This window comes from Rhodococcus sp. DN22 (assembly GCF_036669995.1).
Lineage (GTDB): Bacteria > Actinomycetota > Actinomycetes > Mycobacteriales > Mycobacteriaceae > Rhodococcus_F > Rhodococcus_F erythropolis.
The window spans coordinates 93,766-117,087 of sequence record NZ_CP133330.1; the positions used below are offsets into that span (position 1 = coordinate 93,766).

General features: G+C 60.1%; 18 protein-coding genes and 3 pseudogenes. 2 read left to right on the plus strand and 19 right to left on the minus strand.

Annotated elements, in window-relative coordinates:
• Window positions 1-35: 35 nt before the first annotated feature.
• The 16 genes and pseudogenes from RA302_RS34145 to RA302_RS34220 all read right to left on the minus strand — a co-directional run.
• On the minus strand, window positions 36-1,196 hold the full coding sequence (locus RA302_RS34145; RefSeq protein WP_216360515.1) for a hypothetical protein: 1,161 nt from the start codon (window positions 1,194-1,196) through the stop codon (window positions 36-38).
• Window positions 1,197-1,262: 66 nt separating this feature from the next.
• Window positions 1,263-2,177, minus strand: a complete 915-nt coding sequence (locus tag RA302_RS34150; RefSeq protein WP_095972665.1) for a hypothetical protein — start codon at window positions 2,175-2,177, stop codon at window positions 1,263-1,265.
• Window positions 2,178-2,599: 422 nt separating this feature from the next.
• Window positions 2,600-2,932: a hypothetical protein gene (locus RA302_RS34155; protein ID WP_197940412.1), complete on the minus strand. Its 333-nt coding sequence runs from the start codon at window positions 2,930-2,932 to the stop codon at window positions 2,600-2,602.
• 302 nt (window positions 2,933-3,234) lie between these two features.
• On the minus strand, window positions 3,235-4,053 hold the full coding sequence (locus RA302_RS34160) for a DDE-type integrase/transposase/recombinase (RefSeq protein WP_080712793.1): 819 nt from the start codon (window positions 4,051-4,053) through the stop codon (window positions 3,235-3,237).
• Between the two features lie 179 nt (window positions 4,054-4,232).
• Window positions 4,233-4,649, minus strand: coding sequence for a transposase (locus RA302_RS34165; RefSeq protein ID WP_030537394.1), 417 nt, complete (start codon window positions 4,647-4,649; stop codon window positions 4,233-4,235).
• 225 nt (window positions 4,650-4,874) lie between these two features.
• A complete protein-coding gene (locus RA302_RS34170; protein ID WP_095972669.1) occupies window positions 4,875-5,240 on the minus strand; it encodes a hypothetical protein in 366 nt (121 codons plus the stop codon).
• Window positions 5,241-5,406: 166 nt separating this feature from the next.
• Window positions 5,407-5,994: pseudogene (locus RA302_RS34175) on the minus strand (uracil-DNA glycosylase family protein).
• A gap of 140 nt (window positions 5,995-6,134) precedes the next feature.
• Window positions 6,135-6,797, minus strand: coding sequence for a carbonic anhydrase (locus tag RA302_RS34180; protein ID WP_030538117.1), 663 nt, complete (start codon window positions 6,795-6,797; stop codon window positions 6,135-6,137).
• 122 nt (window positions 6,798-6,919) lie between these two features.
• Complete coding sequence (locus RA302_RS34185) at window positions 6,920-7,456, minus strand: DUF488 domain-containing protein (RefSeq protein ID WP_095972672.1); 537 nt, start codon at window positions 7,454-7,456, stop codon at window positions 6,920-6,922.
• Window positions 7,457-7,499: 43 nt separating this feature from the next.
• On the minus strand, window positions 7,500-8,534 hold the full coding sequence (locus RA302_RS34190; protein ID WP_197940413.1) for a recombinase: 1,035 nt from the start codon (window positions 8,532-8,534) through the stop codon (window positions 7,500-7,502).
• A 3-nt stretch (window positions 8,535-8,537) separates the two neighbouring features.
• Window positions 8,538-9,695, minus strand: coding sequence for a site-specific integrase (locus RA302_RS34195; RefSeq protein WP_095972674.1), 1,158 nt, complete (start codon window positions 9,693-9,695; stop codon window positions 8,538-8,540).
• Window positions 9,696-10,298: 603 nt separating this feature from the next.
• Window positions 10,299-11,528: a TniQ family protein gene (locus RA302_RS34200; protein ID WP_095972675.1), complete on the minus strand. Its 1,230-nt coding sequence runs from the start codon at window positions 11,526-11,528 to the stop codon at window positions 10,299-10,301.
• Window positions 11,525-12,433 carry a TniB family NTP-binding protein gene (locus RA302_RS34205; protein ID WP_338481306.1) on the minus strand — a complete coding sequence of 303 codons (909 nt, stop codon included), beginning with the start codon at window positions 12,431-12,433 and terminating at the stop codon, window positions 11,525-11,527. The genes RA302_RS34200 and RA302_RS34205 overlap by 4 nt, the downstream gene beginning before the upstream one ends.
• Before the next feature lie 4 nt (window positions 12,434-12,437).
• Window positions 12,438-14,123, minus strand: coding sequence for a Mu transposase C-terminal domain-containing protein (locus RA302_RS34210; RefSeq protein ID WP_338481307.1), 1,686 nt, complete (start codon window positions 14,121-14,123; stop codon window positions 12,438-12,440).
• A 629-nt stretch (window positions 14,124-14,752) separates the two neighbouring features.
• On the minus strand, window positions 14,753-16,258 hold the full coding sequence (locus RA302_RS34215) for a hypothetical protein (protein ID WP_307846829.1): 1,506 nt from the start codon (window positions 16,256-16,258) through the stop codon (window positions 14,753-14,755).
• A 307-nt stretch (window positions 16,259-16,565) separates the two neighbouring features.
• Window positions 16,566-16,802: pseudogene (locus RA302_RS34220) on the minus strand (transposase); the annotation flags it as partial.
• 109 nt (window positions 16,803-16,911) lie between these two features.
• Between RA302_RS34220 and RA302_RS34225 the strand changes: the two are divergent.
• Both RA302_RS34225 and RA302_RS34230 read left to right on the plus strand, forming a co-directional pair.
• A pseudogene (locus RA302_RS34225) lies at window positions 16,912-17,975 on the plus strand (IS630 family transposase).
• Window positions 17,976-18,330: 355 nt separating this feature from the next.
• Window positions 18,331-18,690: an Lsr2 family protein gene (locus RA302_RS34230; protein WP_338481308.1), complete on the plus strand. Its 360-nt coding sequence runs from the start codon at window positions 18,331-18,333 to the stop codon at window positions 18,688-18,690.
• Window positions 18,691-18,774: 84 nt separating this feature from the next.
• Here the strand turns inward: RA302_RS34230 and RA302_RS34235 are convergent, their stop codons facing one another.
• The 3 genes from RA302_RS34235 to RA302_RS34245 all read right to left on the minus strand — a co-directional run bounded on the left by RA302_RS34235 (window position 18,775) and on the right by RA302_RS34245 (window position 23,320).
• Complete coding sequence (locus RA302_RS34235; RefSeq protein WP_338481309.1) at window positions 18,775-19,023, minus strand: hypothetical protein; 249 nt, start codon at window positions 19,021-19,023, stop codon at window positions 18,775-18,777.
• 287 nt (window positions 19,024-19,310) lie between these two features.
• The gene (locus RA302_RS34240) at window positions 19,311-20,054 is read right to left on the minus strand and encodes a DUF4839 domain-containing protein (RefSeq protein WP_338481310.1); all 744 of its coding nucleotides are present in this window, start codon (window positions 20,052-20,054) and stop codon (window positions 19,311-19,313) included.
• A gap of 530 nt (window positions 20,055-20,584) precedes the next feature.
• On the minus strand, window positions 20,585-23,320 hold the full coding sequence (locus tag RA302_RS34245) for a site-specific DNA-methyltransferase (protein WP_338481311.1): 2,736 nt from the start codon (window positions 23,318-23,320) through the stop codon (window positions 20,585-20,587).
• Window positions 23,321-23,322: the final 2 nt, after the last annotated feature.

Genomic DNA, 23,322 nt, shown 5'->3' on the forward strand with positions numbered 1-23,322 from the left:
ACTCATCGCAGGGATGCGAGCCTGTATTCTGCGGTTTATCCGCTCTTGGTGGGGGTGCAGGAGGTTCCGAGGTCTCGCTGGGGCGGTGGCTGCGGTTCCGCCGCGTGCGGTGCTCCGGGCGCGGTGTCTGGGTCCGAAAGTCGTAGTGCCGCTGGAGCAGCATCAGCGACAGGGTCACACGACGGGGGTACCTCCGTCAGCTGCGGCGGATTCGTTCGCTCGAAATTCTCGTCGACGCTGTGTCCGGGACGGTCCGCGGAGGGGACGTGGTCCTCACTGCTTGTAATCATCGGCTCCTCGACGAGCGGCACCGACCCGGTTGTGCCGATGTTCGAACGGTCTGTGGTGGTCACCTCCGGGTGGCGGGAAGACGCAAAAGTCGTGAGCATGCCGGTCAACAGTCCCGCGAGCACGATCAATGACGAGACCAGTGCGAACGGGGCCCATCGTCGACCGGCGGCGGGGGAGGTCTTTGCCCCGAGCGTGGCCATCCCGGCCACCGTGAGAGGGAGTGCGCTGGGAACGGACCGGTCAGCGGCTACCAGCGCGGCACCTATGGCGAGCGGGGCGCGTTCCCCGAGGACCAATGATTTCAACCCCACCTGTTCGGCGGCGCCTGCCATTGTCTGCCAGGTGTGATCCTCGGCCTCCATGACTACCAGCATTTCCGGTATCGGTTCCTGATCGGCGACGATCGAAACCAAGGTGGCGGCACATACTGCGCTGTTCGAAAGCAACTCGACGCTCTCGTAACGATGTGCCGAGCCGAGGATCCCTGCGGTCGGGTTGATCGCTGCGACCACGGTCTCCTCACCCTCCGGCCAAGCCACGAGAACCGGGGAAACACCGGCCAGAGCATCCACCGTGGCAAGGTAAGCAAGACGCGCCTTGAGGTTGTTGACCAGCTCGACGGTTGTTCGTGCCTGTGTCAACAACGCCTCCGGGACGAGGTCGCGGACATCTGCACGCTCACATACCATTCCGATCGTCGTCGGATGCAACTGAGAACGTGCTGCTCTCTCGGTTGCGACGGCGGCTGCAGAGGTCAACGCGCGCGCCGTCGACGCTGCGGACCGGACGTCCGCGGTCCACGGATGACGGAAATCGTCGATCGCCCCGAGCACTGGAGTGTCCGCGTCCACGAGCGCCGTGGAAATGAAATGATCATCGATGGCAATGCCCAGACTTTCACGCACGGAATCCTCCGAAAACCTCACCAAAGTCACGAACCGGGAAAAAGCGTTCCTCGTGCGTCTGGACTCTCAGAACGTCACCCCGTCCACGGTCATCGCCCCTGATCGCACGACGACGTCGGTCGGTGCTCGTCCGTCGACTGTGAGGCGATAGGACCCGGGCACCAGGCCGACGAACGAGAACCGACCGTCGAACGGTTTCATCGACCGCACTATCGCTTGCCCGCACTCATCGGTACCTTCGATCGTCACCCTCTCTGCGGGACCGGAGGTGACCAAACTTGAGATCCTCCCGTCCGCCTGCACCGGACCGGCGTCGATTACTGCCCTTCCCGGGACAGAGACCCCGCGTGGATCACATACCCCGGCAGTCGTGGCCACCCGCACCGTGACCTCGTCGGACCTGACATGTACTGCTCCGCCATCAGCAGAGACCACTGCCGCGACAGGCAACCCGTCAGTCTCCGATCTGGGCCCGGCCGTCATCGTCACCACACGTGTGAAATGCCCATCCGGCTCCAGATCGCCTACCCGGCAACTTAATCCCGAATCGTCGAGATTCGAACCGTCCCCGCAATAGTCGGGCACCGACGTCACAGAAAATCCGCGCGGCACCGGCAGGTGCAGGAGAGCATCGCGCACAGGCAGGCCCCGTACGCCGATGTCGACGACGTAATTCACCGGATCTCCCTCCCGGACAATGCTGTTCGACGGACCCGAATCCAAACCAGGGCCGTCCTCTGAATCGAAGGGGGCAATACCGTCGAATGCGTTCAATCCGACCGTGACAACGGGATCGGACTCGTCCTCCGACACCAACCGCACAGGTACCGGCATTCCGAACAGGTCGAGCCCGCCAGACCCGGCCACCACTGCACCGGCGAGGATCCCGACCGCGATTCCGCGTATTCGTCGTCTGCACGTATTGGGGCGGACTTCTACTGTCACCGCCGTGGACCACAGTTCCGACAGGCTCGTTCTCATGTGGCTCCTTCACCGTCTGACGCTCGGGTTCACCGGCTGCGTCGTTGCCGATTCAGCGAATCTTGAGCTACATCCATGGAAGACCATTCCCACGAGCCAAGTCAACCGAAACCGAATGAAAGAGCGGGTGATTTCCTGCCCGCGACAAACCATGATCAGATTATTGCCCACGACGACTCATCTCAGAACTACTCCAGTTACGACGCATCCAGGGACAGGATCGGCGTTTCGTCGCTTCTGCCCAGCTCACGCGTCAACGGGAAAGGTCACGCCGCGACGCCTGAAGTCGAGGAGGAAGGAATGCGTCGAGCGAAGTCCGAAAGGTGAGAGCAGCGTCCGCTTCTGACACCCACGCACACGGAGAGAATAAATTCATCCCGACGAACACAGCGTGCAGACGCCCGTCTTGAGCGTGGAGTTGATCAGAAGTCGTCTCGGGGTGTCAGCGACTGGTGTCGATGTCGTGAAGGATAGCGATGACGGCTGGAGATGTGAAGATTTTCGTCACTGGTGGCGACGAGAACCGGACGTTGCCCGAGAGCGATGTACCGAGCGAATAGTTCGATTCGGTCCCGCGCGAAACTACCCCGACCGGCACGTTTGAGAGCGGTTTCGATCTCACCCTGTGGATGGCCACCGTACCCGTGTTCGCCGTATCTGCGGTACATGCTGTCGAGGACAGGCTGTAGGGCGAGGCGGGCAATATGCGCCGTCTCCCGGTCTGTGCCGACGAAAGGCACTTCGATCTCGTTCATCGGGCACCTCCTCCGATTGCCTTGATAATACCGAGCGGTCTCGTCGTCGTCACCCCCCCCGGAATGGATAGCCCAATTGGCGGTGCCGGAGAATCAGTTACACCGCCTGAAGTGGCATATCGGGTCGTCGCGAAGCCCGGGAATGAGCAACAGTGGGATCCTATGGACAAAGGTCCGCTCTTAACCTGCAGGAACGCACACTCGCACGCGGGATCGCCGCCACGAATCGCCCTGGTAGGCGCACACATGTCAGGCGAGTTCCCGCGGCTCGCTATGTGTCAAGTCAAGTGAGACAGTGACGTTCAGTTGATCTGCGATTCCGAGACCGGTTCGTTGATGAAGAATACGGTCGGCATCTCGGGCGGACTTGGCCGGCGCGAAAACCGGGCAGGGTTCGCGACGTAAGCCTCGTTCAGAGTGATCTGCCGGGCCTCGTCGACCGCGTCAGCGGTCCCGAAGTGCACCGACGCCGGCGTATGCCAGGCAATTCCCGAATGACGGTGAATATGGTTGTACTCGTTGAAGAATCCTTCCAAGAACACTCGTGCATCATCCAGTGATGCAAACGAAGTCGGGAAATCATGCAGGTATTTCAGAGTCTTGAATTGCGACTCGGAGTACGGGTTGTCGTTCGATACTCGCGGTCGTGAATGCGACCGGGTGATGCCGAGGTTGGTGAGCAGTTCCGACACCAATCCTGAGGTCATCGAAGTGCCGCGGTCCGCGTGGACGGTGTGCGGGGTGATGCCGTTGCGCTCGATTGCTTCCGCAATGAATTCAGCTGCCAATTCAGCACTTTCGTGTGCAGCCACGATCCACGACGGGTTGTAGCGAGAGTAGATGTCGATCAGTACGTACAGGTGAAACCACACGCCCTTGGTGGGCCCGCGAAGTTTGGTGATGTCCCAGGTCCAGACCTGTGAAGGTCCGTCGGCGAGGAGTTCGGGGATCGCCTTCGGTGGATGTGTCGCTGTTCGTCGGCGTTCACGGTTTTGTCCGGCCGCGGCGGCGATCCGATACATGCTCGACAGTGAACACCAGTAGTTTCCCTCGTCGAGTTCCCGCGCCCAGATCTGACATATGGCCAGGTCAGCGTTCTTGTCGCTGTTGATGACGGTCAAAACTTTCGCTCGCTCGGATGCGGTGAGCGCTTGGCCGTTGTCCGGGATGGGTCTTGGTTTCCGGGGACCTTGAACGGGTGGTTGCTGGTGACGGTAGTGGGTGGCGCGGGATCGCCCGATCAGGATGCAGGATCGCCTGGTGGGGATTTCGGCGGCTCGCAGGTCGGCGAATGTGCTGTTCAGTGCGTCTTCGGTAAGGGCGGTGTGTCCGTGCTCTCGGAGATGGATTCCAAGAGCACGTGAAGTTTTCCCATGATCTCGAGCGCGGCCTCCGTCTGCGTCAATTGCTTTGCCAGACGAGCGTTCTCGCGTGTCAGTCGGGCCATTTCCTTACGTGTCGCGGCGTCGGTGTCGGGATGGGCGACCGCTTTCGGTCGAGACTTCCCGGCCGCTGCGGTTCTGGCTTGGGCCCATTCTCGGAGTTGAGATTGGTACAAACCTTCGCGGCGCAGGACTGCAGATTTCTCTCCGTGTGGGGCGTTGTTGTATTCGTCGAGGATGCGGTTGCGGTATTCGGTGGTGAAGGTTCTGCGGGTCGGTTTCGGGGCAGGATCCGCCGGCGAATCTGACGGTGTTTCGGGGTTCGGGCTGCTCATCGGTGGTGCTCGTTTCATGCCCTCAGCGAGTGATCTCGGTTGCCTCCGAGTGTCTCACTAAATCCTGACAGAGAGGGGCTCGTTGCCGCGAGGCGCGCGCTCTCAGCCCCCGGTTGTGTGAGCGGCCGTACCGTCACGCGGAACTGCCGGTGCGGCCATGAGACGAGGACGTCAGCAGTCCCGGTACCCGGAAAGTCGCTCCGTACGGTCATGTGCTCGACTGCATCATTCGTTACTGGCGTGTGTAGGGCGGCGCCGCCGCTGGTAGGGGGGAGTGGTCATGCGTCCAGAGAACGAGGCTCGATAGGGCTTCAGCGCCTCGGCGGGCCATTCACTGATCTTTCGTACGCGGTCGTTTACATGTGATCGGGGCACCGTAACTCCGTCGGACTTGACCACTTGGCTTACGCGGCTAGAGGACAGTGCAGCCGCCTCCGCGATGAGCACCTGACTGAGTCCTGAGCTGCGAGCGTTCTTCATCGCGTCCGCGAGAAGCGTCTCGACCTCATCGGACAGTCCTCGAAGAGCATGCAGGAGGCGTGCAAGTTCCATGACGTCTGCGAGAGCGTTCTGCCGATCATCATCACTCATATCATGTGTTTAGCACGCTAACGGTAATATCGTTGCGACTTTTCGATCACGCAGTGGTCGACGTCGTCCGGTATCGGTTCGGTGATGTAGACGGTCAATTGATCACTGACGAACACAGGTGTGTGCGTGCTTCGCGTTGAACTTCTACGTGAAGAAAAGAGATCTTTCACAGGGCGAGCGAACGAACTGCGGTCTGGACGATTGGCAACACGTCCTTCTCGAACCACAGGTTCTTGGCAAGCCACGGCTGGTTGCGCGGAGAAGGATGTGGGAGGGGAAGGTACCCCAACGGCAGGTAATCCTTCGCTGCTTTGACGGTCTCGGTCAGCGTCGGCTTGCGCCGACCACGTAGATAATGTGCCTGCGCATACTGACCGACCAACACCGTGAGTCGGACGTCGAGCAAACGATCGTTCAGTGCCTCATGCCAATGAGATGCGCATTCGGATCTCGGTGGTTTATCGCCCGACCTGGCTTTGCCTGGATAGCAAAAGCCCATCGACATGACGGCTACCTTGTCCGGGTCGTAGAACTCTGTGGGCGTCAGACCGAGCCAAGTGCGCAGGCGGTCACCTCAGGGATCGTCCCAGGGAACACCCGTCGTATGGACTTTGCGGCCGGGCGCCTGGCCGATCACACGCAGCCGAGCCGATGGGCCTGCTTGCAGTACGGGACGCGGTCCGCACGGCAGGTGGTCCGCGCAGAGCGTGCACCGTCGGATGTCCCTGAGCAACTCAGCCAATGGTTCCGGCATATTCCCCCATCTCCGGGGTCGAGGCAAGCATAGAAGTGACGTCGTTATCGGATGCGTTCGAGGTCGTCGGCGTACCGGGAAATCACCGTAATTCGGGTGGAAGGCTCGAAGCCGCGTCGGTAGGCCGGCTGACAGGTTCCTCAGTCAGCGGGCAGCGGGGCGTCGAGCCCCCCAGTATTTGGCACGGTTTCTCCTATGTCTCCAACCGTGCCTCGAAGACGCATATGCCCGTCGGACAATGTGTAGGTGACGCCGACGATCGCGCAGGCGCCTTTGTCCACTTTTTCCGCGATGATCCGCGACCTCTGCATAATCAACGACCCTGTTTCCACCACATGATGGCCTTCGAGTTCGTCGACCGTCGACAATCCCTCGCGACGGCCCATCAGGATCGAGGGGGTGACGCGCTCGATCACACTACGAATGAAACCGTCGGGCACCGCGTTCTTGTCCAAGGCATCGAGAGTGGCTTTCACTGCGCCGCAACTGTCGTGGCCGAGGACGACGATGAGTGGCACATCGAGCACGTCTATGGCGTATTCGATCGAACCGAGCACCGAATCGTCGAGCACATGACCTGCCGTGCGCACGACGAACATGTCGCCGAGACCCTGATCGAAGATGATCTCGGCGGCTACGCGCGAATCACCGCAACCGAACAGCACCGCGGTGGGATGCTGTTCGTTGACCAGCTTCGCGCGGTCGACGATTCCCTGGCTCGGGTGAATGGACGCGTCGTTGATAAATCGCTCGTTACCCTCACGAAGAGACTTCCAAGCGGAAATGGGGCTTGAACGTGGCATTCATTCATTGTGCACAGGACGTTTTTCGTCTTGCGGCCAGGGTTGCGCTAACCCACTGGTGGAGAACGCATTTCCAGCAAGTGGACGCGAATCGTGTTCGTTCCGAACCCAGCTGACCGCGCTCACGACGTCTCCGGCGAGGGTGGGTAGCTCACACGCGTCCCGTCAACGCACGCGAAGGAGGTGAGCGTATGCGGCGGCGCCGATTTCTTGGTCATGATGTCGAGCACGACGACACCGCGCACCACGAGCGCATCACCGATCATCGAACGATGGCATCGCCATGGCACAGCTTCCGCGCACATGATCGCTACATCGCTGCTGTGGCCTCGCTCCACCAGCAGGTCGACCGCGTCGGCGAACTCCTGTGTCTGCATGTAGTCCGCGTACCCCTGGAACGATGCGTTCCGCCAGGCGCCGTTGACGCTGTCCTTGCGGGCATGACGCAAGCCGCCCAATGCTTTCATACGGCGGTAGGTGATCTTGCGTGCGCGCACGCTCGCCGCCAAAGCAGCCTCACCGAACTGCGGATTGTGCCGGGACTTGGCGATGGTTCGCACGTCGATCAACTTCTTGACCCCGTGCGTCTGCAAAAGATCGATGAACTCCTCGATCGGGTGTGTCGAGTGCCCGACAGTGTAAATCGTGATATCTGACATGACGTCACGCTACGTCGCATCTTCCGAGGGGTGCAGCACGGCGTCAGGGTTCGGTGTCGAGGACGGCGAGGAGTTTTCGGAGGATTTCGTCTGCTCTGTCCTCGACGTGGGCCAAGGCCGCGGTGACATCGGTGAGGGCGGCGTGTGCGGTGCGGCGGGCTTCGAGGCCGCTCTCGTAATAGTTGTCGTCGAGGTCGATGTCACGGAAGACCTCGGGCTCGTAATCTGGCGTATCGGGACGCCGGGGGCGCTGAGGACGCGGGTGGTGCGGCGGCGAGGTGCCGGCGAGATGAGCGTTGACGATCGAGGACACCGACTGCGCAGTGAGCGCAGGCCCGCTGATGGGGGTAAATCCCCAGCGGTCGATCGGGGTGAACAAGGGGCCCGTCTGTTTCCTGCCGGTAACAGCCCCAGTTGCCTCGATCGTCATTGCGTTGACGGGGAGCGTGTGGGCGTCGAGGTGCTCGGCGAGAAGTCGGGTCGAGGGTGTCCGATCCAAGAACTCGGGGATCTGCGCCCACCTCCGGTACACGTCGGCCGGCGATATCTTCGCGTGGTACGTGTCGGGGTCGAGACGGACCGGGTGAACACCGTCGACAACCACGATGTCACGGTCGAAGCGAATGTTGTTGCGGTGCACGGCACTGATCTGTTCGAAACTGAGACCGGAGGAGGCGAGAAGAAGCAGAAGAGCGTCGCGGCGTCCGAACAACCCTCCCGTCCATCCGAAGACCGGGAGTCGCGGAATTATCTGCGCGACAACTGTTTCCAGGATCGACAGCCGATCGGATCGCGACGTGTTTACCATCCGCCGGATCGTGTCCGCGCGGCCGGGTTCCGGGTGCCCAGCAGCGCGGTGCACCGCGTTGACGGTGCTGATTCTGCGTCGCTGTGTCAAGAGCGCGGCAGAGTTTTCGGCGATGAACTGTGCCAGCGTCACCGGCTCGGCCGGCAAAGCCGTCCGGTCGGCGGCGGCGCACCAGTCGGTGAACAACGTCCACCCGAATCGGTCCTTGACCCCGAGTGCGAGTTCGACGTCAGGGCTGACGGAAACAGTGTCCGTGTTCAGTGTGGACACGGCTCAGAGTCCGATATCGGTGACGGCGTTCCCGATCAAGGGTGCATGTTCGCGCGCGTACACCTCGAGCATCCCCGGTGTCGTGTGGCCGGTCTGGCGCATGATCGCGTGCGCCTCGGCGCCGTTACGGAAGGCTTGGGTGACGAACCCGGCTCGCAACGAATGCCCACCGAGCCGGGCGACGAGAGTTTCGTCGTAACCCGCAGCGGTAGCCCGGCGCCGAACCGCGGCGTGCACCGCAGCTCCGGACAAGGCTGTGGCGGAGAGGTTTCCGTTCTTGGCGATCGACCGGAACAGTGGGGAGCGGGGCGAGGGTGCGGGGACCGGGCCGCGGCACAGATGCGAGTCGAATGCCGGCGCGGTCCGTAGCAGCCGGATCACGCCGGGCCGGAAATCTCGCTCGTATGCGGCGACGACCTGCAACCACCGCAGCGCCGCACACGGTGGACAGCTGACGTGCGACGTGGTGAACGGCAACGCTTTGACCGCCCCGGTACCGTCCTGGTCGGTTTTCGAGCGCCGCAGACGAACGTGCACCCCGTCGAGCCGGTGTACAGCGATGTCGCCGCAGTCGAGCCCGACGAGCTCACTGCGCCGGAACGCACCCGCGAACCCCATCAACAACAAGGCGGTGTCGCGGCGCTCGAGGACTTCACCGGCCCAACCGGTAACAGTGTCTCGGGAGTGCGCCACGATGGCCACGATGTCGGAGGTCAAGAGCGGAGCCATCTGCCGACGGGGCCGATCACCAGCCAGGGCGTAGATACGGCGGATTCCGGAGAGAGTGGCGCGGACTGTCTCGTGACCGGTGGGGGAGTCGTGGCCACTACGACGGTGACAGTGCGCAATCGCCGCGACCCATTTCGAGAAAGTGGCGGGCGCAAACGTTCGCTGCCCGTCCGGTGTGAAAGTGTCGGCAGCATCGACGAGATACGCCGCCACTGTCACCGGATGCGCGGGCAGCGCCGTGTGACCGCCGGCGGTGCACCAGTTCTCGAACCGTCGCCACGCCGACGCGTAGGCGCGGAGGGTTCCCTCCGCGCGTGAGGCGGACATCGACTGCCTGATCCGGTCCGTCTCCGCTGCCGTCAGGTCGGGCGACACTGCCACGGTGCCGACGTTCGACGCGGCGGGAACCCGTACATCCTGCTCGAGTGTCATGACGTCACGGTATCGGCCGCTACCGACACAATTTCTGGCGTGTGTCCTGACTCAGCGAATCTGATGCCGCAACGAACCTTCGACCAGCGGTGCATCAGATGGCCTGAGTTGCCACGTTCGACATCGGCTCACTGAATCTGATGCGCATGGAAATCTGTTGACTGTCGCCCAGGCCGATTGCACTTCGGTTGCCCTACGCAGCCCTCGCAACGTCGGGCGTGACCTGGGGCCCGCATCAGATTTCCTGCGCCAGGCATCAGATAGGCGCTCCGCCGCATCAGACTTACTGTGTCGGCATCAGATGCAATGAGCCAGGACAGCGTGAAAACACGCTGAGGTGCGGTTTTCGACAAGACGGTGCGGGAAAGGAAATTCTCGTCACCAACCGCGTACACATCATGAGTGACCCACCGGTAGACGAATCAGCACCCAAATCTCGGCTTAACTGAGCTGCACAAGGACAACCCGATCAGTTCGTTCGTAGGTTGCTGCGGCGACGGTCAGCAATCGCGCGACCTCGATATTTCTCGTCGGTCACCGCACACCGACCGTGGGTGACGCGCAGCGATGCCTGCAGACCCCTGTTTCGACGCGGCGATCGTGTCACCGATCTCGGTTGCCGATGTCGATGCCCAGCTCGTTGAACGTGTCGTCGATCTTGCGAATCTGCTGGTCGGTGCGGGCTCCGAGCAGGATGAATGCGTGTAGGGATCGGGCGGTGTCGGCGTTTTCTCGGGCTGCGGCAACAACGGCGTCGATCAGCGCGGGCAACTTTTCCCACGCACTGGATGCGGTGTCCGTGTGCGCCGGCGGCGCTGGTACCGAAGGTGGGAAGGGTATTCCGGCGAAGACTGCATCAGCCGGGTAGGGGCTGAGTAGATCGCCGTGTGTTCCGGCCGCGGTGATCGTGCCGTCCTCTATGAGGGTGATCGCGGCAGCGGCTCCGGCGAGGATCCGACTCTGATCGGCCCGATTCAGATATTCGAACGGGCGAGTGAGTGCACGTGGTGGCCGGTCATCGGCGCATTCCCAGATCAGCCGAAGATCGCGGGCATATGTGCCGGCTTTGCTGAGCGGGATGCAGATCTCGTCGATCAGTGTGCGCAGCATCCGGAACCACAGACCCGCGTGCACACGAGCTCGGGGCAACAGCACGCTGCCTTCTGCCAGGGCAGCGGTGGTGCGGTGATCGAGGGCGGTGACCGTACTGTGCACCGGGGTGGGGCGCAGGTCCTTACCGAGGGCACAGACACTCCTGTCCCAGAATACGATCTGACCAGGTACGACATGACAGGGTTCGAGGCGGCAGCGATGCTCGGGGCAGCTCGCCACTAGCGACAGCTGCCATATCAACTTCACACCGATGACAGTGTCCGCGTCGCCGGCACCGATGCAGACCGGGCATACGCGGTCGTTGGGGGTGTCGGTGACCCACGGCAGCCATCCCGGTTCTGTTGGAGCGCGGCGGGGGCGATCACCCTTCGAAAGTTGCGGTGGGATCAGGACCGAGAGTTGGTGGACGTAAGTGTCGAAGTCGCATTCCTCTGGGTCGGTGCTGTCGAGCAGCCACGGAACCCAGCCCGACAGGCTCATCTGTTGTAGCTGATCGAGCGCAACGGTGCTGCGGGCAGCGAGCATTCGGGCCGCGGCATCGGGGATGTCTCGATCGAGATCCGACCCCGCGCCATCGGGGTGGAGTTCGCTCACGAGCTGGACGATGTTGCTGATCCCGTAGAGGTTTCCGATTCGGCGAAGCCAGGAGGTCAGTGCTTCACCGGTTTGAGGCTGCGGGTGCAGGGGCCATCGCTGCACCTCCTCGACCCCCTTGCTCATGCCAGGTCGCGTTCGAACTGTCGGCGCCGCCCACTGGGGCCGGTGTAGTCGGTGATCGTCAAAACGTGGTGGGTGATCGCTTCTTCGCCGGTCTCGATCGCGGCGACCGCGGCAGCGGTGAGGAGCATCGACAGCTCCCCGATGGTGCCTTCGCTGCGGGCAAGCAGATATCCGGTCATCTCCTCCGACGTCAGGTGTGAGGGCTTGCGCAACGGAAAGCTGGCCGTGAAGCTCGCGAGCAGCGAACGGGTATCGGAATCGTTGCCCCACACCGGAAGAATCGTCGGATGGAATCTGTTCTCGAGTTGCGCGTCGGCCCTGATCGCTAGATAGGCCTCGCGGGTCCCGACACCCACTAGCGGCATTCGTAGTTCGTTGCCGAGGTAGCGCAGCAGGTTCAAGAATTCGCGGCGAACACCGTCGCGGCCGGCCAGGAGGTTGTGCAGTTCGTCGATCACCAGCATCTGCACACCGGTGGCGCGCAGCAACGTCAGTGCCAGTTGCTCAAGCTCGTGGACTCTTCGGTGCGGACGGAGCGGAGCCCCCAACGCCGCCAACAATGCCACGTAGAAGCGGCTGACCGACGGCTCCGAAGGCATCTGCACACACAACACCGGGATCTGCTCGCGGTCGGGGACGCTGACCGGCGGGTGAGCGCGGCGAAACTTCTCGATGATCATCGACTTGCCGTTGTTCGTCGGACCGACGAGCAGCATGTTCGGCATTCGCCCTCGATCGGGCCACGCGAGCAGCACCTCGAGCTGTTCGATCACCGCCAGGGCATGGGGATAGCCGATCCAGCGGTCGGCCCGAACATGCCGAATACGCTGCGCCGCAGGGAGCATCGCCAGCGGTTGTGCCGCGTGATGCAGATGTGTCAGATCATCGTCTGCAGGCTCGGTCATGAAGTCACCACTGTTCGATGTCGTCGAACGCCGCGACGACATCACTGGGAGCGGTGGGATCGTCCGGCGGCGGAGTGCTCATCGCCCCGGATGATGTGGTTGCCGGGACGGGTAGGTGTTGGCGGCGGGCGCGGTTACGCCGCGCGGTGCGGGTCGCCTTCTTCGCCCCGGTCGTGATCTCACGCATCTGCTCGATCATCGAGAACAACGCACTCTCGTCGATCTGTGTGCGGCCCCGCTCACGCAACCGGGCGGCTGCAGCGCGGTGCTCCCACAACGTGACCGCCGGATGCGAGAGCGTCCGGTACGGCACTTCGACATACCCTGCACCATTGTCGGGTTCGAGGACCCAGATTCGGCTTATGTCGCGGGGATCACGCCGAATGACGAATGTACCCAACTGCTCCCGGCGACTGATCCACGGTTTGAGCGTGTTCGAGAAGTACTGGACATGATCGATGGTGAATCCCGTGCGGGTCAATCTCCGGCGAATTACCGGAAGGAAATCGACGACGAACGCAGTCTCGTCCACCACCACAGGCGGAGGGTTCCGCAGTGTGGTGATGCTGTCGGACCACTTCGCTGCCGGGCTCTGACCGAGGCTCGAATGCAGGCTCCCGTGGTACGAGGATGTCGAAATAACCAGCCATCGTTCTAGCTCGGTCAGGGTCAGCACCGCTGCTGCCTGCGAATCGTAGCTGCCCCGCTGCGTTGGGTTCGAGAACGTGGTGCCGGGGAGTTCGTGGACCTGGGTCATGACGGTGCCGATGATGCGTTCGACGATCCCGCCGTAATGCGGCCGGCCGGGTGGTCGGTAGCCGAGGTCGATGCCGTGCTGCTCGCAACCACGCTGGAGCGCTTCGCTTTTGAACTCGGCGGCGTTGTCGACGTACAAGCGGTGCGGCTTTCCGCCCATCGGCCACCGCACATCCGCGCCAAGGCCCAAAGCGTCGATCCGTACGCTCTTGTCCGAGCACACCCTGCCCAGACACAACCCGACCGACACTGCGGACGGCGGATCGAGTGTGACGACGAACCCTGGCACACAGCGGCTGAAGACATCGATGGCAATCGTGAGATACGGACGTCCGATCGGTGCCCGGTCGTATTCGTCGACGATCATCAGATCGACCACGGTGTGATCGATCTGCACCTGCTCGAGTACCGCTTCCACCGGAGGAGGGACACCGCCGGCGCTTTGGCGCGGCCGCGCAGCATCCTGGCCCCCACGCAACCTGGCTACAGTTCCGGGATGCATCGCTGCGATCCGCGTTGCCACCGTATTGCGCGCCGGCACCCGCAATCCTGATCGATGACAGGCCAACGCAATTCGGCGGTATATCGCCGCGACACTGAGTTTCTGCCGCTTCAAGAACTCCTTCGCGAGATAATCGGCGATCACCTCCTCCACCTCGGCGCTCACTCGGCCCCGGCCGCGGCCACCCGAAGGCGGTGCGATCAGCAGATCGGTGACAGTCCCTGATCCGCAGCGAATCCGATCGATCAGGCTGTATACCTGCCGGCGCGAGAGCTGCAACCGCTCGGCAGCCTCGTCGGCCGCCGCGAAACCGACTGTGTCCACCCCTGCCAACGGCGCCAAGACCGCGAACCTCGACCGGGCCAGCTCCCACTGCTCATCCGACGCTGTCAGTACGCCGCTCTCGACGATGCTGATTCTCTCCGCATCCACGACACGCCTCCGCAGCATGGCCTCGAGCGCAGCTGCCGAGTGCACTGCACTTCTGAACACAGAATGTCAGAAGACAACTGCACGCAAGGCCGAAATCGCAGGACACCGTGCAGTCGACTTCTGAAAATGACACCGTCGCTTCCATGGACTTCGCTTATACTGACCCAATTCGGGAAGCCCCTTCGGGACACCGGACTTGATGCGCTTCATAGCCTTGAACATCGCAATCTTGCCCTGCTGTCGGTCTGGGTTCCTAGTCGGCGACGAAGTCCTGACAGGCGCCGTGGGTGACCTCGACCCGATATGCGCCTCGTTTGCGAACACCGCGGCCAGCCGTTTGGAGGATCCAGCATGCGCAGCGTCGGGTGGTAGACGCTTGTGGAGCAGCCACCGGGTCCGCATTCTGGCGAGATATGGAGACGTCACCGCCCGTGTATTCGCAGGTGAATCGTGCGCCGCCACGCAGTCTCGATCTTGAAGAGCCCATTCACCCCGGCTTGAACCGCTCCCAGTCTCCCCGGCCATCCCGAGATTGCAGTCACGGCAGGTGGCGGATGCGATGGCGTGGCAGAGCGAGGCCGAGCCCACCTCCCCGGGGAGGTGGGCTCGGCCTGCGTGCGGAGTGTTCGCTACCTCGGGCTCATCGGGTAGCTCTCGTCGACACCGGCCCCCACGACTCGGACCGTCAACGGCGAGGCGCCGTTCCAGCCGTTGACGGCGATGGATGCCTCGGCGTTGGCCGGAAGCGCCACCGGGCCATTGGTGCTCACCGCTTGATCGCCGACGGAGTCCGAGCGCGTGACGGCGATCAGCATCGAGGCGGGCGCGCCCAGGCCGGCGAGACCATAGACGACGTCGCCGTCCGCGTCCCGCTCAACCGACAGGGTGGTGCCCGGCTGCAGCAGCAGGTCCGCACCCCTCGTAGACACCGACCAATTTGCCTGCTCGGCCGCGAGCATCAGCAGCGGCTCGAATACCGTGGTGCCGCTCAGTGTGAGCGTGCGCTGGCTCTGATCGACGCCCACTGTGGCCATGGAGCCGGGCTGCAGCGCGATGTTGTCGATCTCGTTGACCCAGCCATCACCATAGAGGGAGATGTCGATGTCCGCGGTCAGCCCGGCGGGTGCGCCCTTGAGCTTGATCTCGAATGCTTTCCCCGCGGGAACGCTGAATAGTGCGGCCTTCTGGGTGTTGACGAGCGGGCGACTCTCAAGGCCGTCGATCTCGCCGCCGCCAGGCGCCTGGACGTCGAAGTCCCAGTCGATCATCGTGCCGTCTGGGTTCTCGGCATTGTCCTTGACCAGCACGAGGACGGACTCGTCGCCATCAACGCAGGTGGGACATTCCTGCAGCTGCGCTGACGGCTTCAGCTCGCTCAGCTCCATCTGGTTGGCCGGGGAACCGACAAACAGGTAGGCGGGCGTGCTCGGGTTCAGCAGTGCGGTGTAGTACCAGGTGTTGGCGGCCCGATCAGCCACCACCATCTTCTCTACCCCAGGGAAATTGTTGTCGTAGACCACGATCCCCGTCTTGCCATTGCCGAGATCGCGCAGCGCGATCGGCGTGATCGCGTGCCCACCGACCGTGCCGAATACCGACAGGATGTAGTTCTCGTCCTGCCCCCACGCCGCCGTGAGCCTATCGAGCGTCTGCGAGACCGAGTACCGCACAGTGCCATCGGTAGTGGGAGACGAGAACTGTGTGGCCGCGTACCGCGAGATCAGCCCATCGAGCTTATCCGTCGGGTCATTCTCGAAGACTGTGGTGGCGGGTCGCAAATAGTCGGACTTGGCGATCACGCCCGTTTCGAATTGTCCTGATGCCGCGGCGAATCCGTAACAATGACCGCCAGTCAGGAAATCATTGAGGTCCGCCTGCAGCGCCTGTCCGGTCGCGGAAAGAGCGCATTCCCCAGTGACGACGCGCGCGCAGACCTTGTCGCCATACAGCGACTGCATCAACTCGGGGGTCAGACCCCGCGGATGTTCCGCAGAGAGAGCACCCCAGTTCCGATACTTAAACCCATCACGATCGACCCGGAAGCCGCTATCTGCAATAAGTGTGCCCGAGGCCGGGTCCACCTCGTCGTACGACTGCTCGTCATCGGGGGCCAGAGACCCCCAGAATGAGCCCACGGAACCAGCGTCGATGGATCCGGAGCTCAAGGATCCAATGCCCAGCGACCCTGTCGACGGAGCCGCGCCTGCCGCGCCCATCCCAGCTAATATAAATAAAGCAGAAAATATTGCAGTATAAATCTTCCGCACCAGGGTCTCCTCGTTTTCCGGTGGCCACGCCAATTGGCTCGGCCAAAATGATCCCGACCAGAATCATATTCCGGAAAACTTAATACACCCCACGAAACTTCACAGGGCAACCCCCAGATTCGCAATGTCGGACACCCCTGCCGAATTAATATCCGGTAAACTGGCTCTTCCGGTTTCAGAGTGCGTTGATTCCTTTCTGGAGCGGGCCGGAGTGGATCAGTGACCGCACGATGTAGTGCGTGAGGTTCCGGAATCCCAAGGCAATGCCGCGCAGGGGTGCTCGAACCTGGCCGTTGATCACCTCCACCGGCCCATTCGAGGCGCCCGTGTCGAAATAGGCGAGGATCTCCTTCCGACGCTTCCCGAGGCTTCGGTCGAGTTGAGCAAGCTCTGGAAGTGTTTTCGGAACACGCAGGACCCTCTACATCGTGTGGTCACGCGATCACCGGCGAATCGACGTCACGCACTCTAGTGCCTCGCGCCTAAAGTTCTTTTACAGTATGGTTTGAGATACTTCACCCATGCGGATTACGCCTCTGGTTTTGCGCGACGGGGACGATATCGAATTGGCGAGGCGGGTGCGGTCGAGGTCGATCCCTTCCGGTGCGGCGCAGCGGGCACGAATTATCTTGCTCGCATCTCAAGGAGAGTCGAATTCGTCGATTGCGGAATTGGTCGGGGTGTCGCGGCCGACAGTAATTTCCTGGCGCGCCCGCTACGACGCGGACGGATTGGCCGGCCTCGACGACGATCCCCGCTCCGGGCGGCCGCGCAGTCTCGACCACCGCGAGATCGTCTCCGCGACCCTGATGCCGCCACCAAAGAAATACGGTGTCACACACTGGAGTTCACGCCTGCTCGCAACACATCTGGGGATCGGGTACGGCACAGTCGCGCGGATCTGGCGTGAGTACGGTGTGCAGCCGTGGCGCAGTGAGACATTCAAGTTTTCCACCGATCCGGAACTGGTTGCGAAGGTGACCGATATCGTGGGGTTGTATCTCGATCCGCCGGAGAACGCGATCGTGCTGTGTGTGGACGAGAAGTCGCAGATTCAGGCGTTGGATCGGACGGCGCCGACGTTGCCGATGCAGATTGGGATGCCCGAGAAGCAAACCCATGACTACGTCCGCAATGGCACTACCACCTTGTTCGCTGCGTTGGAGATCGCGACCGGAAAGGTGACCGGGATCTGCCGACCGCGGCACCGTTACCAGGAGTTTCTGGTGTTCCTCAAACACGTTGCGCGGGCGTATCCGAAGCAGGAACTGCATCTGGTGATGGACAACTACGCGACCCACAAGAAGGCCGAGGTCCGTCAGTGGTTGGCTGCGAACCCGCGGATCCATGTCCATTTCATCCCGACATCGGCATCATGGATGAACCTGGTCGAGGTGTGGTTCGGGATCATCGAACGCCAGGCGATCCACCGAGGCACTTTCCGCAGCGTCCGCGAACTCACGACGAAGATCCGCGACTCATCAACGGGTGGAATCCGCGGGCGCAGCCTTTCGTGTGGACGAAAACCGCCGAGCAGATCCTGGCGAAAGCTGACCGTAAAACAACTTCAAACTCGGGGCACTAGATCCGGAAGAGACAGTTACAGTCCGAGACCTGGGCGTCTCTCACAAGTAATGGTGTTCCACAACTCGTCGATAGCCCATCTGGCGAACCATCGATATTGGACACGAGTTTCGGAACATGCGTCGTCCAGTTCACCGAAAATTGTTTCCTGATTCCTGAAAGCCAACGTTTATGAAACATCGTTCGGCGGCGCCGAAAATCGGGTCCGATCGGCTGCCGAGACCGCTGTGGGCGCGCTCGAGGTCGCCGGTGGGGTTGGTGGTCCGTGCGGCGGAAGCTGGGTCGTCCTGGATTATCGGATACTGCGGATAACATGAACGCGATATTCATCCAGAATGCAACGAAGAGGATTCCCTGTGGCCGAAATATTTATTCGCCAACTTATCGACGATCTCGACGGAAAACCCATCGACGCCGGATTGGGACACCAGGTCACGTTTTCTTATCAGGGTGCCGATTATCGGATCGATCTTCGACCCACGAATGCCGACAAGATCGAAGCAGTGTTCGCTCCATATATCAAGGTCGCAGAGAAGGTTTCCGCTGCCGGCAAGGCGCGTGCGAATACTTCGACTGCGATCAAGATGTCGGGGTCTGGTCGATCCGCCGAGCAACTGAAAGCGATCCGGGACTGGGCTGGCAAGAACGGCTTCGAGGTCTCCCTTCGTGGACGGATCAAGGCAGAAATAATCGATGCTTTCGACGCCGCACATTAAGCACTGAACAGCATCTTTTCTCGCTGGCATCAACGAGTGGCGTACTTCTATCCCGTGATTCTTCTCGGTGAGAGAGGGAAAGATTCAGGCGAGCTTGAGACCGCCTTCGGCGGCGAAGACCAAACGGCCGTCGTCGAGGGCGATCGCCCACCGCCGCACCGGCGCCCAATCCCGCCCCAGGTCGGAGCTCTCGATGACGGTATCGGCGAAGTCCTCGACCACGACACCGGACTGCGGCGCGGTATCGCCGGCCTGTGATCCGGAGGACGGGATCACCGTCACCCGAGAACCCACCGCAATGGGATCAGTGCGTCGAGCGTCAGAATCGGACATAGACCTGATCTTGGCAGAGAATTCGACACGCCCACCTGTCAAGATCGCGATGGACGTGCAATCGATTCTAATTCGAGACACTCAATCACGTCGCAAACGAGGCATGAAACTACCGGCGTACGTGCAACCGGAAGCGCCGTAATCGTCCTGGAACTGCAGGAATGGACGTTGCTGACGGAATGACGGCGGTGCGGCGGTTACGACAGACACGGCACCAGCGGCAGATTGAAGAACCAGTTGGCCAGGCGGATCATGATCGGCTCGGAGTGTTAGTGATGGGGCGGTTGCTATCGGATCTCGGTGGAGACTGGGTCAAGTTGGAGAAGACAGCCCCTCTTTTCCTCGAATTTTCCCACGACCGCGGTGACCCGAAGGGTGTCTTTGACCCCCAAGGTGTCGGGGATGTCGGGACCGATGAGATGTAGATCAGACACGATGTTGACGTCCCGGAACTGGAAATCCGGCCCGCTGAGGTCGCTTAAGTCGAAATCTCTGGCGCCAATCAGAATGTCGTAGCGCGTTTTGTTATTGAAGTTGTTCATCGCGGCGATGTGACCGTCGAACTGGATGGTCCGGCCCGCATACTGGGTGGCGAAATCAGCGACTGGTTGGCCGCACTGGTCCGTATCGTGCAGGATCCGGGCGAGATCCTCGTTGTTGTCGATGGTGAGTATCTCAGCGGTTTCCGGGGCCGCAGGTTCCGCTGACCGTTCAGGAGCAGGCTGCGGGGAGGGTTGCTCGGTGCTCGAGGCTGCCCCGGCTTCGGTCGTGGAGGCGTCGCTGTCGTCTTCCAATAGCGCCCCGACGGTCATGATGCCCGCCAGGATGACAGCGGCACCGCCTAGTACTGCCCACAATCGCCAGGGCGTCTTTGGCTTTGGCCGGCGGAAGGTCATGGTGGTTCGCAAGGTGCCCTGCTGTTGGGTGACCAGTTCCCAGCCTTCCTGCTGCTTTCTTGTGATCGTTTTCGCCTCTGTCCCCCGGATCGCCTTGATCTCAGTGACCTCGTACTGTGTTTCCTCGCCGGTCATGTCTCTTCCCGTTCTTCGATAGGGGTGTTGTGGGTGAACCCGTACCTAAGGGCAGGGAAGCCAGGTGCGCGGTGGGCTGGGATGTACTTATCCCACCGTGGTTGACGTTGTCGGAAGATTATCACCGGGGAGGGAAGCTAAAACTATTGGATAACAGGGGTGAAGGAGGCGATGAGTGAGGTAGGTCTGACTGGGTCCCAAGAACGGTGCCAGCGTCTATGAGAGCTGCGGTTGATTCTCGCTTTCCTTCGCAAATAACTCGGCCCACGATCGAGAGTGCGTGAGGTCGATCTGATTGATCGACCGGCTCCGTAAGGTGCCGACACAACGCCGGTGTTCTGAAAACGGTCGTTTATGAAACATGCAGTGAAGAGTTTAAAATCTGAATCGATCAGCCGTCGAGACAGCTACGGGCATGCTGAAGACCACTTGTTATGCTCGGATGCAATGAATCAGCTTGACAAAATCTAGGGAATCTCTTCCGGATCCAGAGTGTGCAAAGTTGATCCGGAAGAGCCATCACTCTAGCGCTACTCGACTTCGAAGATCTTCATGACTTCATCGCCATAGTCATTTATTACTTTCACTGCGATTCGGCCTGTACTTGGTTTCGGGAATGGATGTGACGTCGTAGAATACAGTGTCTCCCAGGCATCCACGTCAATATCAGCTTTGAGTGCGCGTTGCAACTGTTCATACGGCTTGTTCCCACCAGTGAAGTAGCAATGTCGGACGAAGAACGACTCTGAGTTGTAGTCGCTATCAATCATCCATAGTGCGATCTGAGAGGTGTCGTTTGTGCGAACCTTTCCTGTGTTCGGGTCATAGACGTCGACACCGAGCAGGTCCACCACGACGTCGTCACCGTTGACATGCAGTTCGATGTCCGGCTCACCGAAGACCATGAACATGTTGCCGGAGCCTGTCTTTTTGAGTTCGTCACCCATTAATAGGTCAGCATTCATCCGCACGAATAGCACGGGGAGACGACCCAGGTTTCGTGAGGCTGCTACTGCTGCGAAGTCATCGGTCTTCTCTAAATCGCCACCTCCGTCTGCGGTCTTTACTCCACTGGCTGCCGGGTCGAATGCAAACGCGAGTACAGCGAGGATATCGATATCACCAGCGGTGATCGCCTCGCGGGCAGCATCTTTCACAAACCGTGGCGAGACAGTCCCATACTGCGGTCCTATCGCTAGCCCCACTCGCAGTGGAGCTTCCCCCTCTTCTACGGATTGCGCTGCGACAGCTTGCACGAACTGTCCTGGGTACGCTTCGGGAGTCTGTAACGACATTCGCTCGGACTTGCGGCCGTTCTGTATTCCGGCCGCAGCGAGGTTCGCGAGAATCATCTGTTCGAAGGATTCGTCTTTTGAAACATCTTCGCCGAGTTCGTAATGTTTACTCAGTGTTTCCTGCTGTTTTTCAATAGGTTCCTGCTTCGGGTCTTTGAACGATGCCGCCCGATGAGGTGATAATGATTCGACAGTAAATGGTCCAGCCACGCGAATCTTCCGGGCACCCTCAAACGGTGATCCATAAAGCATTTCTTGTTCGGCATTTCGAGCGATGCACTCGTCGATTTCGGATTGAGACATTCCATCAACGACATCGGGATTTCTCGTGATGGAGCTAAGTTTAACGCGGGGTACCCTATCGTAGACAAACCCGTGTCTTATATCGCCAGTGACTTTTTGTTCATAATTGGTGCGGCCGGATATCTCTAATTCTTTTTGCTGTCCTTCTTTGGAGTCGGCGAGTAAGAAGTAAGGATATTTTGTCGATATAAGTCTCTCGCGTGCAAGTGCAAGAGAAACACGTGATGTGTCAATTGTGATCCAGCGGCGCCCCCATTTTTCGGCAACGTATGCGGTTGTTCCGCCGCCACAGGTTGGGTCTATTACTAGATCACCGGGGTCAGTAGACATCAGCATGCAGCGTTCGATGATTTTCGGATTAGTTTTAACGATATAATTGTTTCCGTCACGTAGGTTGGGAGCCATCGTATCGGTCCATATGTTAGTCAAAGCGGTGGCAGAAAAATCATTCCAGTACCTTATGTACTGCAAAGTTTTACCATTAGCGGAGGAGTATATGCGGTTCGCCCGAGCCAGTTTTTTCATTCCTTCTAGATTTGTCTTCCATCCATTTCTCCCTGGTGGACGGTATTTCTTTCCTTTGAATTCGAATTCAAAGAGGGTGGACTCGGAGGCTGTCGAGCTAATGATAACATTATTAAAGAATACTTTGGCTCCCTCGGGGAGGGGTTCAATCCCTGCAAGTTGCCCAGTAGTTGCAGTCGATACTTCACCATTCGGGTGCATCAAGTATCGATAATTTGCAGGATCTCCTACCACGGTTGAACTTCTTCGCGTGTAGAGTGTTCTATATTTAAGTTTTGTTGCATCCTTTGCGTACCATAAAATATAATCTGAAATATTAGGAAGTGATTGCGATGTAGCTGAAGAAGCCTTTTTTACTGTAATGCAGCTTACGTAATTTCCGGATCCGAATATTTCATCGAGAAGGAGGCGAACCAAATGGGAGTTGTCATCTCCAATCTGAACAAATACGGAACCTGAGTCATTGAGAAGATCATAAGCGGCGACCAGTCGGTCTCGCAAATATGCAAGATATGAATGAATTCCTAATTCCCAGGTGTCCCGGAAAGCTCTAATTTGCTCCGAATCTCTGGTAATATCTTCAATTTTTCCATCACGAACTGTCTTGCTTCGAGAAGATGTTTGAAAATTCGATCCAAACTTGATTCCGTAAGGCGGATCAATATAGACCATCTGAACTTTGCTACGAAGATCTTCGCGTTCGGAGAGTGAGCTCATGACCTGCAGTGAGTCGCCGAGAATCATGCGATTGGACCAGTTTGCAGAGTGGCGGTAAAAATCAACTGCGTCGTATTCGTCTAGGCCATCGAAGACATCGAACATTGTCAGTTCCGGCTCAAGTTCGGAAGTCTTGGAGGTCTTGCGGAGGTTCTCGATAAGGACCCGAGGGTCAATCTTCTCCTGGATAAAGATTGGCGGAGCGTCAACCTCAAGATTCTGAGAGTCTTGAGAATCTTTGCCCTTCCACACCAGTTGAGGATCCAGTGACGTGTCGCGGGGGTACAGCACTGTGCGTGGTGCTTCGATCTCTGGCGTCACGAACTCGTGGGCGTCCGCCGTAGGCAGGTTGGTGCGTTTATCTTCGTGCTTGATTCGTTCAACGGGGGTCGGGCCCTTGGGGGTGGGAGCCTTGCGTGCATTCATTC

What these genes read in the sequence shown, in the direction of transcription:
- RA302_RS34150 (WP_095972665.1), bottom strand. Translation starts at nt 2,177, where the DNA reads ATGAGAACGAGCCTGTCGGAACTGTGGTCCACGGCGGTGACAGTAGAA.
- RA302_RS34155 (WP_197940412.1), bottom strand. Translation starts at nt 2,932, where the DNA reads ATGAACGAGATCGAAGTGCCTTTCGTCGGCACAGACCGGGAGACGGCG.
- RA302_RS34165 (WP_030537394.1), bottom strand. Translation starts at nt 4,649, where the DNA reads ATGAGCAGCCCGAACCCCGAAACACCGTCAGATTCGCCGGCGGATCCT.
- RA302_RS34170 (WP_095972669.1), bottom strand. Translation starts at nt 5,240, where the DNA reads ATGAGTGATGATGATCGGCAGAACGCTCTCGCAGACGTCATGGAACTT.
- RA302_RS34180 (WP_030538117.1), bottom strand. Translation starts at nt 6,797, where the DNA reads ATGCCACGTTCAAGCCCCATTTCCGCTTGGAAGTCTCTTCGTGAGGGT.
- RA302_RS34185 (WP_095972672.1), bottom strand. Translation starts at nt 7,456, where the DNA reads ATGTCAGATATCACGATTTACACTGTCGGGCACTCGACACACCCGATC.
- RA302_RS34195 (WP_095972674.1), bottom strand. Translation starts at nt 9,695, where the DNA reads ATGACACTCGAGCAGGATGTACGGGTTCCCGCCGCGTCGAACGTCGGC.
- RA302_RS34200 (WP_095972675.1), bottom strand. Translation starts at nt 11,528, where the DNA reads ATGAGCAAGGGGGTCGAGGAGGTGCAGCGATGGCCCCTGCACCCGCAG.
- RA302_RS34205 (WP_338481306.1), bottom strand. Translation starts at nt 12,433, where the DNA reads ATGACCGAGCCTGCAGACGATGATCTGACACATCTGCATCACGCGGCA.
- RA302_RS34235 (WP_338481309.1), bottom strand. Translation starts at nt 19,023, where the DNA reads ATGTCCGATTCTGACGCTCGACGCACTGATCCCATTGCGGTGGGTTCT.
- RA302_RS34240 (WP_338481310.1), bottom strand. Translation starts at nt 20,054, where the DNA reads ATGACCGGCGAGGAAACACAGTACGAGGTCACTGAGATCAAGGCGATC.
- RA302_RS34245 (WP_338481311.1), bottom strand. Translation starts at nt 23,320, where the DNA reads ATGAATGCACGCAAGGCTCCCACCCCCAAGGGCCCGACCCCCGTTGAA.